Origin of the sequence: Sphingomonas sp. UYEF23 (genome assembly GCF_040546165.1) — a bacterium.
GTDB classification, from domain to species: Bacteria; Pseudomonadota; Alphaproteobacteria; order Sphingomonadales; family Sphingomonadaceae; genus Sphingomonas; species Sphingomonas glacialis.
Window position 1 is genome coordinate 108,636 of the sequence record NZ_JBEPNG010000003.1, and the last position, 13,926, is coordinate 122,561.

The 13,926-nt window shown below is 66.5% G+C and carries 9 protein-coding genes; 4 read left to right on the forward strand and 5 right to left on the reverse strand.

The features are described from left to right. Positions 1-8 precede the first annotated feature (8 nt). Positions 9-530, forward strand: a complete 522-nt coding sequence (gene cobU / locus ABIB28_RS06645) for a bifunctional adenosylcobinamide kinase/adenosylcobinamide-phosphate guanylyltransferase (protein ID WP_133191505.1) — start codon at positions 9-11, stop codon at positions 528-530. A 13-nt stretch (positions 531-543) separates the two neighbouring features. Here cobU and ABIB28_RS06650 read toward each other — a convergent pair whose 3' ends face one another. Next, entirely contained in the window at positions 544-3,360 is a 2,817-nt protein-coding gene (locus ABIB28_RS06650) for a GAF domain-containing hybrid sensor histidine kinase/response regulator (protein WP_354287286.1), read from the reverse strand. 79 nt (positions 3,361-3,439) lie between these two features. Further along, positions 3,440-4,915, reverse strand: coding sequence for an ATPase domain-containing protein (locus tag ABIB28_RS06655; RefSeq protein WP_322164164.1), 1,476 nt, complete (start codon positions 4,913-4,915; stop codon positions 3,440-3,442). 153 nt (positions 4,916-5,068) lie between these two features. Here ABIB28_RS06655 and ABIB28_RS06660 point away from each other — a divergent pair, with 153 nt between their 5' ends. The 3 genes from ABIB28_RS06660 (at position 5,069) to ABIB28_RS06670 (ending at position 8,029) form a co-directional block, all read left to right on the forward strand. Further along, positions 5,069-6,217, forward strand: coding sequence for a zinc-binding dehydrogenase (locus tag ABIB28_RS06660; protein WP_354287288.1), 1,149 nt, complete (start codon positions 5,069-5,071; stop codon positions 6,215-6,217). A gap of 104 nt (positions 6,218-6,321) precedes the next feature. After that, on the forward strand, positions 6,322-7,077 hold the full coding sequence (locus ABIB28_RS06665; protein ID WP_354287290.1) for a hypothetical protein: 756 nt from the start codon (positions 6,322-6,324) through the stop codon (positions 7,075-7,077). Positions 7,078-7,405: 328 nt separating this feature from the next. Further along, positions 7,406-8,029, forward strand: coding sequence for a Crp/Fnr family transcriptional regulator (locus ABIB28_RS06670; protein WP_354287292.1), 624 nt, complete (start codon positions 7,406-7,408; stop codon positions 8,027-8,029). 7 nt (positions 8,030-8,036) lie between these two features. On the opposite strand, the gene ABIB28_RS06675 is transcribed toward ABIB28_RS06670, so the two are convergent. The 3 genes from ABIB28_RS06675 to ABIB28_RS06685 are packed head-to-tail and all read right to left on the reverse strand — an operon-like array spanning position 8,037 to position 13,902. Then, positions 8,037-9,458, reverse strand: a complete 1,422-nt coding sequence (locus ABIB28_RS06675) for an efflux transporter outer membrane subunit (RefSeq protein WP_354287294.1) — start codon at positions 9,456-9,458, stop codon at positions 8,037-8,039. Continuing rightward, a complete protein-coding gene (locus ABIB28_RS06680; protein WP_354287296.1) occupies positions 9,455-12,643 on the reverse strand; it encodes an efflux RND transporter permease subunit in 3,189 nt (1,062 codons plus the stop codon). The genes ABIB28_RS06675 and ABIB28_RS06680 overlap by 4 nt, the downstream gene beginning before the upstream one ends. Beyond that, positions 12,640-13,902 (reverse strand): efflux RND transporter periplasmic adaptor subunit, encoded by a 1,263-nt coding sequence (locus ABIB28_RS06685; RefSeq protein ID WP_354287298.1) that lies wholly within the window; start codon positions 13,900-13,902, stop codon positions 12,640-12,642. Before ABIB28_RS06685 ends, ABIB28_RS06680 begins: the two co-directional genes overlap by 4 nt. Between the last annotated feature and the right edge of the window lie 24 nt (positions 13,903-13,926).

The following is a 13,926-nucleotide window of genomic DNA, read 5'->3' on the forward strand; positions in this document are numbered from 1 at the left end:
CGCTGCCGATGCCGACCTTTACCAAAAGCCTGTTGGTGCTCGGCGGCGCGCGTTCGGGCAAGAGCCGCCATGCGCAGGCGATTGCCGAGGCGAGCGGCGGCGACCTCGTCTTCATCGCGACGGCGCAAGCCTTTGACGGCGAGATGACCGACCGCATCGCGCGCCACCGCGCCGACCGCGACGCGCGCTGGCGCACCATCGAAGCGCCGCTCGATCTCGCCGAGACGATTGCGGCGGAGGACCGGCCGGGCGCGACGATCCTCGTCGATTGCCTGACGCTATGGGCGTCAAACCTGCTCCTCGCCGACGCCGATACCGATGCCGCGGCGCAAACGCTTGTCGCGACACTCGCGCGGGCCAGCGCGCGAATCGTGTTGGTCTCGAACGAAGTCGGCTTCGGCATCGTCCCCGACAACGCGCTCGCCCGCCGCTTCCGCGACGTAGCGGGGCTGCTCAACCAGCGCGTCGCGGCGGTGGTGAGCGAGGTCGATTTCGTGATCGCCGGGCTACCGCAACGCCTCAAGGGCTAGCGCGTCGGCGCGGTTACGCGCCGTTCCCGACCGCGCCCTCGCCCCCCGTCCCGAGCAAATCGCGGATCCGTGCGCTCATCACGTCCATCGGGAACGGCTTGGTCAGGATGTGCATCCCGGGATCGAGATGGCCATTCCCGATCACCGCATTCTCGGCATAGCCGGTGATGAACAGGATCTTGAGATCGGGCCGCTTCTGCCGCGCCGCATCGGCGAGCTGACGCCCATTCATCCCCTTGGGCAGCCCGACATCGGTGATCAACAAGTCGATCCGCACGGGTGAATCGAGGATCGCGAGCCCCGCCGGACCATCGGCCGCCTCGAGATAGTTGCAGCCGATATCGGCGAGCAAATCGGTCACCAGCATCCGTACGGCATCCTCGTCATCGACGACGAGGACGGTCTCGCCACTCGCCAGCGGCAAGGTCGCTTCGGTCGGCAGCGCCACTTCGTCGATCGCGTGCTGGCCGACGACGCGCGGGAAATAGAGGCACATCGTCGTGCCTTGCCCGAGCTCGGAATAGATCCGCACTTGTCCGCCCGACTGGCGGACGAAGCCGTAGATCATCGAGAGGCCGAGCCCAGTCCCCTCACCGAGCGGCTTGGTGGTGAAGAACGGGTCGAATGCGCGCTCGATCGTCTCGGCGCTCATTCCCGAACCGGTATCGGTGACGCATAGCGAGACATATTGGCCCGGTGGCAATTGCCGCTCGGCAGCCGCTTTTTCGTCGAGCCATTTGTTCGCGGTCTCGATCGTGATCCGCCCGCCTTCGGGCATCGCGTCGCGCGCGTTGATGCACAGATTGAGCACTGCGTTCTCGAGCTGGTTGGGATCGATCAACGCGGTCCACAATCCGCCGGCGCCCACCACTTCGAGCTCGATCGTCGGCCCGACCGAACGGCGCAGCAGATCGTCGAGGCTGACGATCAGCCGATTGATGTCGGTCGGCCGCGGATCGAGCGTCTGGCGGCGCGAGAAAGCGAGCAAGCGGTGCGTCAGCGCCGCCGCGCGCTTGGCCGCCTGCTGCGCTGCCTCGACATAGCGCTCGACATCGCCAGACCGGCCCTGGCGCACGCGGATCTGCATCAGCTCGAGGCTGCCCGAGATCGCGGTCAGCAGATTGTTGAAATCATGCGCGATGCCGCCGGTCAGCTGTCCGACCGCCTCCATCTTCTGCGCTTGCCGCAATTGCGCCTGCGCCGCCTCGAGCTCGAGCCGCGCTTCCTTCTCGGCGGTCACGTGGCGCCCGCTGGCATAGATCAGCCCATCGCCAGATGACGCCACCCACGACACCCAGCGATAGCTGCCATCGCGGTGGCGGATGCGGTTCTCGAACTGGCGCAAGGGTTCGACCTGCGCCTGGCGATACGCGGCTTGCGAGGCGAGCGCATCGTCGGGATGGACGAAGTCGTCATAGGCTCGCCCTTCCATCTCGCGCGGATACCAGCCGAGGATTTCGGTCCAGGCGGGATTGACCGCGACGAACCGCCCGTGCGGGTCGATCACGCCGAGCAGGTCCTGCGAATTCTGCCAGGTGCGGTCGCGCTCGCGCGTTCGCACTTCGACCTCGCGCTCGAGCGAATCCGCGAGGTCCGCAAGCGCCGTCTCGGCGTTGCGGCGTTCGATCGCCGATTGCGTGCGGTTCGCCACATCGCGGATGAACGCGATGTCCTCGGCCGACCAGGGGCGGACCTCGGCATGGTTGAGATAGAGCAAGGCGACGAACTGGCCGTTGTCGACGATCGGCATGTTGATGAACGCGCGCGCCGAAATCGCCTCGAGCGCGCTCGCGCCGTCGGCGGTGCGCGGGTCGAGCCGGGCGTCGGCGATCGCCGCGGTATCGCCGCGCTTGAGATCCTCGATATACGAGCCGTAATCGCGAAAATGGAGCGTGCCGGCGAGGCTCTCGATCCCGGGCATGTTCCAGTCGCGCTTGACGGTGATCGTCTCGCGCACCGGGTCGATCGTGCCGTACCCGGCGCGGCTGACGCCCATCGTCTCGCCGAGGATGCGCGCGGCGAGGAACGACATCTTGTCGGCATCGGTCATATGCCGCAACGCGTCGCCGAGTTCGAGCAGCGCTCGCTGGCGCAGTTCGTCCTGCCGCCGCTCGGTGATCTCGTGCGACACCCCGACCAGTCGCACGATCGCACCCGACGGATCGCGTTCGACGCGGCCGTTGATCTGTACCCAGTGAAGCGACGCATCGCGCCACAGGCAGCGCGCTTCGAGATCGAAATCGACCCCCATCGCGACCGACTCCGCGAGCGCGTCCTCGAGCAGTGCGCGATCCTTCGGATGGACGGTGTCGATAAGGTCTTCGAAATCGAAGCGATCGTCGGCCCCGCGCCCGAAATGCGCCTTGCTTTCGGGCGCGGCGCTGAGCGTTCGCGCCGGCATCGCCAGCGTCCAGGTCCCGAGCCCGCCCGCCGACAGCGCGAGCTTGAGGCTCGCTTGCCCGTCATTGATTTCCTCGAGCCGCGCGCGCGCTTGATATTGCCGAATGCGCGCACGCGACGCGGCCTTGGCGAGGCTGACGAGCGTCGTCGGATGAAACGGCCGTTCGAGAAAGGTGACGTTACCGAGCGTCTCGAGCAACCGCACCGCACCCGGATTGCGCTCGAGCCCGCCGCCACGCTCGGTCAACAGGATGAACGGAAAGTCCGACCATTCCTGCTGATCGGCCAGGAATGCGGCAAGCTCGCGCAGATCGGCGTTGCGCAGCGCCTCCTCGGTGATGATCGCAAAGCCGGCGCCGCGCCGCAGCGCCGCCACCAACGCCGCAAGGTCGGGCACCGTCTCGGCGACGAGCCCCGCTTCCGCCAGCATCGCTCGCGCGATCGCACCATCGCGACCACGCGGCGCAAGCACAACGGCACCTTCTGCAAACGTACGGTTCAACGGTCGTTCAAGCCTTCGTGCCAAGGAGCCCTTCGTCGTCCCCCAGCAAGGTCGGCACGCCCCGCAACACGCCCTGAAAGCCCGTCAACGGCTCACCGAGCGTGATCCCGTTGTCGCCGATCATGAACTCGCGGATCGTGTCCTCGTGGGGACCGGTCCGCTTCTTAACGACCGAAATCGCTCTTCGGACCCGTCCGCGCGCTTCGAAATATCGCAGCAAAATAACGGTATCGGCGAGGTAGGTGACATCGACCGGCGACTTCATGTCGCCCACCAGCCCGTGCTGCGCGACCGTCAGGAAGGTCATCACGCCCTGCCGGTTCAGATATTGCAGAAGCTCGTGCATGTGCAGGATCAGCGCCTGCTCTTCGGGCATCGCCGCCTGATAGCCGTTGAGACTGTCGACGATCACGGTGCGCGCGGCATGCGTCTCGACACAGGCGCGGACGCGTTCGGAAAATTCGCCCGGCGTCAGTTCGGCAGCGTCGATCTGCTCGATCACCAGATTGCCCGCCGCGACCATCGCCTGCAGATCGATGTCGAGCCCCTTGGCGCGTTCGAACAGCAGACCGAGCTCTTCGTCGAAGATGAACATCGCCGCGCGCTCGCCGCGCGCGACCGCAGCCTTGACGAATCCGAGCGTCAGCAGCGACTTGCCGGTCCCGGCCGGGCCGAGGATCAAGGTGCTCGCGCCGCGCTCGAACCCGCCACCGACCAGCGCGTTGAAGGCGGGATCATCGACCCCGACGGTCTCGCGCGTAAAAGCGGTCTTGTGCTCGGCCGCAACCAGCCGCGGAAACACGCGGATCCCGCCGGTCCCGATGACGAAATCGTGATAGCCACCAAGATATTTGCGGCCACGATATTTGAGCACGCGCAGGCGGCGGCGCTCGGCGCCGTAATTCGGCGACAGCTCCTCGAGCCGAATCACCGCATGCGCGACGCTGTGGACGGTCTTGTCGCCGACATCGGCGGTGAGATCGTCGAGCATCAGGACCGTCGCGTCGGCCTTGGCGAAATAATGCTTCAGCGCGAGGATCTGGCGACGATAGCGCAGTGAGCTTTGCGCCAGCAGACGGATTTCGGACAAGCTGTCGAGTACGACGCGCACAGGCCCGATCCGCTCGAACGATTCGAAGATCCGCTTGGTCGTCTCGCCAAGCTCGAGATCGGAGGAATAGAGCAAGCTCTGTTGCTGATCGGCGTCGAGCAGGCTTTCGGGCGGCACGAGTTCATAGATATTGAACCCGTCGGCGAAGCTCCAGCCATGCGATGCAGCGCCATCGCGCAACTCTTCCTCGGTCTCCGATAAGGTGATGTAGAGCGCGCGCTCTCCCGCCGCGACGCCCGCCATCAGGAATTGCGTGGCGATCGTCGTCTTGCCCGTACCAGGGCTTCCTTCGAGCAGAAACAACCGCCCGCGCGAAAGGCCGCCGGCCAGAATGTCATCGAGGCCTGTCACCCCGGTCGCGCAATTGTCCATCAAGCCTCACTACACCATCGTCGCTTCGCTTCGTGCCACGCGCCGACGTCTTCGATCCCTACCAAACCGTCGCCGGGGAGAGAACCACGTTCGCACTCGCGCGCGAGTCACTCAGCGGCTAGGGATGGCGCTACTATAAGAGAGGAAATCCCGATGACCGATCCTGTTCCAAGCACTGGCCTCCAATTGCTGTCGCGCGTCACCAAGGACGCGCATCTCGAGGTCTCGCTGATCGACCAGCCGGTTCCCGCGCCGCGCGACGATCAAGTCGTCGTCAAGGTGCTGGCAACGCCGATCAATCCGTCCGATCTGGGATTGCTGTTCGGCGCCGCCGACATGAGCAGCGCTGTCGCGACGACGCGCGACGGCCATCCGCTCGTCACCGCCGATGTGCCGCCAGGCGGAATGCGCGCGATGGCGGGCCGGCTCGATGAAGCGATGCCGGTCGGCAACGAAGGCTCGGGGATCGTCGTCGCGGCCGGCGCCTCGCCCGCCGCGCAGGCGCTGCTCGGCAAGACCGTCGCGATGCTCGGTGGCGCGATGTACGCGCAATATCGCGTTCTGCGCGTCGCCGAGTGCATGGTGCTCCCCGACGGCACCGCGCCCGCCGATGGCGCATCGTGCTTCGTCAATCCGCTGACCTCGCTCGCGATGACCGAAGTGATGCGGCGCGAAGGCCACACCGCGCTGGTCCACACCGCCGCCGCGTCGAACCTCGGCCAGATGCTCGTCAAGATCTGCCTCAAGGACGGGATCCCGCTCGTCAACGTCGTCCGCAGCCCGGCGCAGGCCGATTTGCTGCGCGGGATCGGCGCGGTGCATGTCGCCGATTCGAGCCAGCCCGACTTCCTCGAGACGCTGACCGCGATGATGGTCGAGACCGGCGCGACGCTCGCCTTCGACGCGATCGGCGGCGGCAAGCTGGCCGGGCAGTTGCTCAGCTGCATGGAGGCAGCCGCAGTCAAGCGGATGACGACCTATAGCCGCTACGGATCGGACACCTTCAAGCAAGTCTATATCTATGGCGGGCTCGACGTCGCGCCGACCACGCTCAACCGCAACAGCTTCGGCTTCAGCTGGTCGCTCAGCGGCTTCCTGCTGACGCCATTCCTCGTCAAGATCGGCGCCGAGGCGGTCCAGGCGCTCAAGGATCGCGTCGTTGCCGAACTGACGACGACCTTTGCGAGCCACTACACGCACGAAATCTCGTTGGTCGAGGCGCTTCAGCCAGACGTGATCGAAGCGTATAATCGCCGCGCGACGGGGACGAAGTATCTGATCTGCCCGCACAAGGCTGGCTGATCGCCGCAGGGCGAACGTCAGGCACCCCCAACGGGATACACCCGCCTGACGTTCGCCCGGGCCAACCGCTGCGCATTGAGGAACCGACCTGCACGGCAAAGCGTTTGAGCGGATTAAACCCGCTCGAGGTGGAATCCGTGGCCCGACACCGAATGTCCCTGGAGTGTGCCCCCTTTGCCGAGACCGCCGGCTTGCGCGCCGATTTGGCGGAGGTGAAAGCACAGCTCCGCGCGGTACGATCGGCGCTCGACGACGAGCGCGACCGCGCGGCCCAGCTGATCACGACGATTCGATCGATCGTCTCGCAAAGCCCTGCCTCGGGCGGGCCGGCCGATACCATTGCGGACCACTTTGCCGCACGGCTCGACGTCCTGGCACGCTATCACCGGCATCCCAGCGAATCGCACGACCTGGAAATGCTGATTCGCGATGAACTGCGCGAATTCCAATTCGGATGGGATCCGCGGATCACGATCGGTGGCCAGATCACATGGGTCCAGCCCGCACAGGCGCAAGCGCTGGCGCTCGCGTTCCACGAACTGATCATCAATGCGCTCAAGTTCGGTGCCTTGTCGCACCCTGGCGGCAAGCTGCAGATCGCCTGGGTGGCGACGGCCAGCGAGCTGCGGCTCGATTGGACCGAAACCGGCGGCGCCGTCGAGCAAAACGACGCCCACCATCACGGCTTCGGGCGCGAACTGATCGAGCAGGCGCTGCCCGATCAACTCGGTGCGCGCACGCACTTCGCGTTGCGAGCGGACGGACTCCACTGCCGAATCGGATTGCCGCTCGGTTCGCGCCACGCCTTCACGCACCGCATCGTCGCGAACATCCTATCGCAGAGCACCGCATTACAATAAATTTGGTTGGGGCGGTTCCGCGTCGCTGACATAGATACGGCACAGTATTGTCGAACTATTTAGCGCGATTGATCTACATTATTGCCATTCTTACAGGCTTTCCGCAGTATCGGGTGTCAGCGAGTACGCCAAGCCTATGGCGCTGGAGTGTTCACCCCAAATTACTCGGGCTATCATGGACCAGCAGACTGCTCCGCACGACTTCGACCAGGCGAAACGGGGGGCACACGTGCTCGAAGACCCGTTTGTACCGCTGTTGGCCAAATTACAGCGCGTCTCGCACCTCGACGGAGACGACCTCCTGGCGATTCGGGCGTGGCCGATTCGTATGCAGAACGTGCGCGGCAACGGCTACCTCCTGCGCGACGGGCAAATGGTGCGCGACTGCAGCCTGGTCCTTGAAGGGCACGCCTTTCGCAGCAAACTGACCGGCGTCGGGCAGCGCCAGATCCTGTCCTTCCACCGCCGCGGCGATATCGTCGATCTCCACCATCAGGAACTGCGCACCGCCGACCATAATGTCCAGGCGCTCAACGAGGCGCGGATCGCCTGGATTCCGATCGAGGCCATCCGCGCGACGATCGACGCGCGCCCGAACGTCGCGCGCGCGTTGTGGCGCGACAGCTTGATCGACGGATCGATCCAGCGCGAATGGATCCTCAACGTCGGTCGGCGCGACGCGCGGACGCGGATCGCGCATTTGCTGTGCGAGCTGATCTATCGGCGCGAAGGGCCGCCGCTCGACGACGCGCAACGCCGTTTCGAACTGCCAATGAGCCAGGAACAGATCGCCGACGCGACCGCGCTGACCCCGGTGCACGTCAACCGCATGCTGCAAAATCTCGAGGCCGAGCAGCTGATCGCCCGCGAGCGCCGGATGTTCGTGGTGCAGGATTGGGACGCGTTGTGCCGCGTCGCCGATTTCGACCCGGCCTATCTCCACTTCGATTGATCCGCGCTTAGCTCGGCGGCACGCCACCCCCCGCCGCCTGGAACAAGGCGACGGTATCACTGAGCCGCGCCGCCCGCGCCTGGATAACGAGCGAGCGCGCCTGCGCATCGGTCGCGGTCGCGTTGAGCAAGGCGAGCGTCCCGACATCGCCGAGCGCGAGCTGCCGCCGGATGAAGCCAAGCGCACGCGCCGACGAATCGCCCGCGCGCGAGGCCGCGTCATAAGCGTCGGCATCGGTCCGGAGCCCGGTGAGCGCATCCGACACGTCGCCGAACGCCTGGAGCACGGTCGCGCGATATTGCGCCTTGGCCGCATCGAGTGCCGCCTCGGCGGCGCGTTGCTGATGCCGCAGGGCGCCTGCGTGGAAGATCGGTTGCGTCACGCCGCCGAACACCGACCAGAACGGATTGCCGCTCCTGAACATGTCGAACAAATGCTGCGCGGTGCCGCCACCGGTGGCCTCGAGCTGGATGCTCGGCAGTCGTGCCGCGATCGCCGTCCCGACATCGGCCGCAGCGCCCTCGAGCTGCGCACGCGCCGCGCCCACGTCGGGCCGTCGCGCGACCAGGTCTGACGGCAGCAGCACCGGCAGATCCTGCGGCAGCGCGAGCGCGGCCAGCGACGGCAGCGCCGGGAGCGCGCCGCCAGGGGTACGCCCGATCAGAGTGGCGATGACGACGCGTTGATGCGCCTCGGCGCGCACCAGCGCCGGCAGCGCGCTCTGTGCGGTCGCGAGCGCCGCCTGTTGCGTCGCGACATCCGCCGCGCCGACCGCGCCGAGCTGCTGCCGCTTCAGCAATTGCGCGAGGATGTCGCGATTGACCGAGACGCTCGTCTGGAGCGCCGCGATCTGGTCGGCGAGCGAGGCGCGCTGGATTACCGCCTGGACGAGATAGGCGAGCACGGTGGTGCGTGCGGCATCGAGCCGGTGCCGCTGCACCTCGGCGAGCGCACGCGCCGAGCGGATCCGCGTCTTGATACCGCCGAACAGGTCGGGATTGTAGGTCACGCTCAGCTGCGCGGTGTGGAGGGTGTAGAGCTGCTGGTTCGAATCGATCACCGCGGGCGAGAGCGCATTCGACACGCGCGTGCGCTGCGCCTGGTAACTCGCGTCGACCTGCGGCAGCGCGCTGCCTGCGGTGGCGGACGCTTGCTCGCGCGCCTGGCGCAGGGTCGCGTCGGCGACCGCGATATCCGTGGCGTGCGCGAGCGCCTCGGCGACCAGCGTATCGAGCTCGCTGCTGGCGAAGGCGCGCCACCATTCGCGCGGGACTTCGGCCAGCCGGGTGGCCTGGGTCGGCCCCTGCGGCGGCGCAAAGCTCTGCGGCGCCATCGCCGGGGGCAGCGCGACCGGCGGCACTACCACACGCGGCTCCATTGCGCAGGCGCTCACACCAAGCGCGAGCAGGCTGATCGCGATCCGCTTCATGCCAGCGTCTCCCCCTCGGCCGCGGGATGCGGATGATGCCCGACATCGCGGCCATGGGCGCCGCGATCCTCGGGCGCGACACGATGCGAGAACAGGTCGATCAGCACCGGCAGCACGAGCAGGATCAGGATCGGCGCGAGCGTCATCCCGCCGACGACGACCAAAGCGAGCGGCTTCTGCACCTGGCTGCCGATGCCGTTCGACAGCGCGGCCGGCAGCAACCCGATCGCCGCGACGAGGCAGGTCATCACCACCGGGCGCAAGCTATGCCGCACCGTCGTCGCGATCGCCCCTTCCCGCGCGACGCCCTCGTCGATCGCATGGTTGAAGGTCGTGACGACGAGGATGCCGTCCATCACCGCGATGCCGAACAACGCCACGAAGCCGATCGCCGAGGAGATACTGAACGCCGTCCCCGACACCGCGAGCGCGAGCACGCCGCCGATGATCGCCATCGGGATTGCCGAAAAAGCAAGCAGGCTGTCGCGGATCGAGCCGAAATTGGCGTAGAGCAGCAGCAGGATCAGCAGCAGGCTGATCGGCACCACAACCTCGAGCCGCGCGACGGCATTGTTGAGATTGTCGAGCTCGCCCGCCCATTCGAGATGATAGCCCGGCGGCAGATGGACGCTGCGCGTGATCTCCGCGCGCGCCTGATCGACCGCGCCGCCGAGATCGCGCCCACGGACCGAGAATTTGATCGGGATGTAGCGCTCCTGATGCTCGCGATAGATGAACGACGCGCCCGAGGTCAGCTTCACGTCGGCGACTTCGGACAGCGGCACCTGGATCGTCCCCGTGCCGTTCGGCGAAGGCGCACCGACGGTGATGCGACGGATCGAATCGATGCTGTCGCGCTGTTCGGCGCGCAGGCGAACGATGATCGGGAAGTGGCGATCGGTGCCCTTCTCGTACAGATCGGCGCTCGATTGCCCGCCGATCGCCGCGGCGACGGTCGCGTTGATGTCATCGGGCGTCAGGCCGTAGCGCGACGCGCGCGCGCGATCGACGTCGATCCGCACCGTCGGCTGCCCGAGCGACTGGAACACGCCGAGATCGACGATGCCCGGCACGTGCGCCATCTTGTCCTTGATCTGGTCGGCGTACTTTTCGAGCGTCGCGAGATCAGGACCGAACAGCTTGATCGAATTGGCGCCCTTCACCCCCGAGGCGGCTTCCTCGACATTGTCCTCGATATATTGCGAGAAGGAGAAATCGACGCCCGGGTATTTCGCCTGGAGCTTCTTCGACAGCTCGGCGGTGAGCGTCTCCTTGGTGACGCCCGCGGGCCATGTGCCGAACGGCTTCAACGGCACGAAAAACTCGGCGTTGAAGAAGCCGGTCGAATCGGTCCCATCATCGGGCCGGCCATGCGCCGAGAGCACCGATTCGACTTCCGGATAGCTGGCGATCATCCGCCGTACGCCATCAACCACCGGCTGCCCCGCCTCGAGGCTGATCGATGCGGGCAAGCTCGCGCGGATGTACATATTGCCTTCCTCGAGATGCGGCAGGAATTCGATCCCGAGCGAGCGCACCCCGACCATCGCCGCGGCGAGCAGCAGCAACGCGCCCCCGACCGCGAGCACGCGGTTGCCGAGCGCGAAGGCGGCGGCGGGTTCGTAGGCGCGGCGCAGCTTGCCGACGATCCACGTCTCGACCTCGGACAGTTTGTCGGGGAGCAGCAGCGTCGCGAGCACCGGCGCGACCGTGAAGGTCGCGATCAGCCCGCCGGTGATGGCATAGGCATAGGTCTTCGCCATCGGCCCGAAGATATGCCCCTCGACTCCGGTCAGCGTGAACAGCGGCAGGAAGCTCGCGATGATGATCGCCGCCGCAAAGAAGATCCCGCGGCTGACCTCATGGCTCGCGCCGAGCACCGCCGAGAAGCGGCTCGCCAGCGTGTAATGACCCCGCCCGTTTTCGACATGCGCCGAACGCTCGACCATGTGGCGAAAGACGTTCTCGACCATGATCACGCTCGCATCGACGACCAGCCCGAAATCGAGCGCGCCGACCGACAGCAGGTTCGCGCTTTCACCCTGAAGCACGAGGATCAGGATCGCGAAGGCGAGCGCGAACGGGATCGTCGCCGCGACGATGATCGCGCTGCGCAAATTGCCGAGGAACGCCCATTGCAGGAAGAAGATCAACGCGATCCCGGCGACGAGATTTTCGAGCACGGTGTGGATCGTCAGCTTGATCAGATCGGAGCGGTCATAGACGCGGTCGAGATGCACGCCCGGCGGCAGCAGCCCCGAGGCGTTGATGTCGGACACTTCCTTCTGCACCGCCTGGATCGTCGGCATCGACTGCGCGCCGCGCTGCATCAGCACGATGCCCTGCACGATGTCGTCTTCATTGTTGTAGCCGGCGATGCCGAGCCGCGGCTCGTTGCCGATCTGGACGCGCGCGACGTCCTTCAACAGGATCGGCTGCCCGTTCGCGCTGCCGACCAGCACGTTTTCGATTCCCGAGACCGACTGGATCAGCCCGACGCCGCGGACGATCGCCGCCTGTGCGCCGAAGTTGATCGTCTGGCCGCCGACATTGCCGTCGCTCTTCGACAGCGCGGCGAGCACCTGCGACACCGTGACGCCGTGTGCCGCGAGCCGGTCGTTGTCGATCACCACGTCATAGGCGCGCAGCTTGCCGCCCCAGCCCGTCACGTCGATCACGCCCGGGATCCGCTTGAAGCGGCGTTGCAGCACCCAGTCCTGCAGCGTCTTCAGATCCATCACCGAATAGCCCGGCGGCGCGGTGATCTTGTAGCGATAGATCTCGCCCACCGGACTCGTCGGCGAAAGCGTCGGCTGCGCCCCACCTGACAGCGGCGGCAGCTGCGACAGGCGGTTGATCACCTGCTGCTTGGCGGCTTCGTTGGTCAGATCGTAGCTGAACTGGATCTTGATGTCGGACAGGCCGAACAGCGAGATCGCACGGATCGCGGTGAGGTGCGGGATGCCCGCCATGCCGACCTCGATCGGAATGGTGACGTTGCGCTCCATCTCCTCGGCCGACAGCCCTTGCGTCTGCGTGATGACCTCGACCATCGGCGGGACGGGGTCGGGATAGGCCTCGATATTGAGGTTCCAGAAGCCGACCGCCCCCGCCACCAGCATGGCGGCGAAGACGCCGACGATCAGCAGCCGCTGGCGCAGCGAGAATTCGACGATTCTGTTCATTCGCCGAGACCAGCCTCGTTGACGAACAACGCGCCCGCCGTGACGATCCGCTCGCCCGGCTTGAGCCCGCTCAGGATGACGACCTGGCCGTCCTGCTCGTCGCCGGCGGTTATGGCGCGCGCATGCAACAGCCCATCGGGCCGGACAACCCAGACGCGCGCGCTATCGCCTTCATGGATCACCGCCGCGACCGGAACGCGCATTGCCGCGCTCTGCTGCGGCCGCTGGATCGAGAAGCTGGCGAACATCTGCGGTTTCAGCGCGCCGTCGGGATTGGCGATCGTAGCGCGCACCGGCAAGCGGTGCGTCTGCGGATCGAGCGCGGCGCCGACCAGGTCGATCGTCGCGTGGAAGCTGCGCCCCGGCAGCGCGGGGGTGGTGACCGTCACGCTATCGCCGACATGCACTGCGCTCGCATCGCCCTCGGCGAGCTGCGCGATCAACCAGACGTGCGACGGATCGGTGATCGTCATCACTGGCTTGTCGCCGCCTTGCGCGACATATTGCCCCGCCGCCACGTCGCGCGACGCAATCAGACCGCCGACAGGGGCGTGGAGCGTCGTGCGGTCGTGGATCCCCGACACTTCGCCGACACGTTCGAGCGCGCCGATCTCGCCCGCCGACTTGCCGAGGATCGCGAGCTTGTCGCGCGCCGCGCCGAGCGCCGCCGCCGCGGTGCGCGCGGTCGCTTGCGCGGCGATCAGGTCGGTCTGTGCCTGCTGGTAATCCTTCTGCGCGCCGCCCGCTGTCTCGAAGATCTGGCGTTGGCGTTCGGCATTGCGGGTCGCAGTGGCGAGTTGTGCTTGCGCGTTCTGGAACGCCGCGCGTGCGCTGAACAGGCCGCTGCGCGCATCGACGAAATCGCTCGTCTGGATCAGGAGCAGCGGCTGCCCCGGCTTCACATATTGCCCGGCATCGGCGAGCACTTTCACGACTTGCCCGGCATAGGGCAGCAGCACCGGCGTGCTGCGATCGCCGTCGACGGTGATCGCACCGCTCGCCAGCGTGCGATGATCCGACTCGCCGACGCCGACGCGCAGCGTCTTGAGCCCCGCCATTTGCTCGCGCGTCAGCCGGAGCGTGCCGGGCGGCGTCGTCGGCGCGGGTGCTGCATCGTGGTGGAACAGCGCGGCGAGCGCGCTCCACAACAGCGCCAAGCCGATCGCCACCCCTCCAACGATACCGAGCCAGCGCATTTGCGTCGCGCGCGACAGGCTACGGGTGGGGGGCAGCGCCTGGGGGGGAACGGTCGTGTGCATCGAAGGACCTGCTGTGATTTGGCT

Coding starts and splice junctions, on each gene's coding strand:
- cobU (WP_133191505.1), top strand. CDS start 9: ATGCCGACCTTTACCAAAAGCCTGTTGGTGCTCGGCGGCGCGCGTTCG.
- ABIB28_RS06650 (WP_354287286.1), bottom strand. CDS start 3,360: ATGCTGGCGGAAGCGGGGCTCGTCGCCGAGACGGTGCCCGACCTTGCG.
- ABIB28_RS06655 (WP_322164164.1), bottom strand. CDS start 4,915: ATGGACAATTGCGCGACCGGGGTGACAGGCCTCGATGACATTCTGGCC.
- ABIB28_RS06660 (WP_354287288.1), top strand. CDS start 5,069: ATGACCGATCCTGTTCCAAGCACTGGCCTCCAATTGCTGTCGCGCGTC.
- ABIB28_RS06670 (WP_354287292.1), top strand. CDS start 7,406: ATGCAGAACGTGCGCGGCAACGGCTACCTCCTGCGCGACGGGCAAATG.
- ABIB28_RS06675 (WP_354287294.1), bottom strand. CDS start 9,458: ATGAAGCGGATCGCGATCAGCCTGCTCGCGCTTGGTGTGAGCGCCTGC.
- ABIB28_RS06680 (WP_354287296.1), bottom strand. CDS start 12,643: ATGAACAGAATCGTCGAATTCTCGCTGCGCCAGCGGCTGCTGATCGTC.
- ABIB28_RS06685 (WP_354287298.1), bottom strand. CDS start 13,902: ATGCACACGACCGTTCCCCCCCAGGCGCTGCCCCCCACCCGTAGCCTG.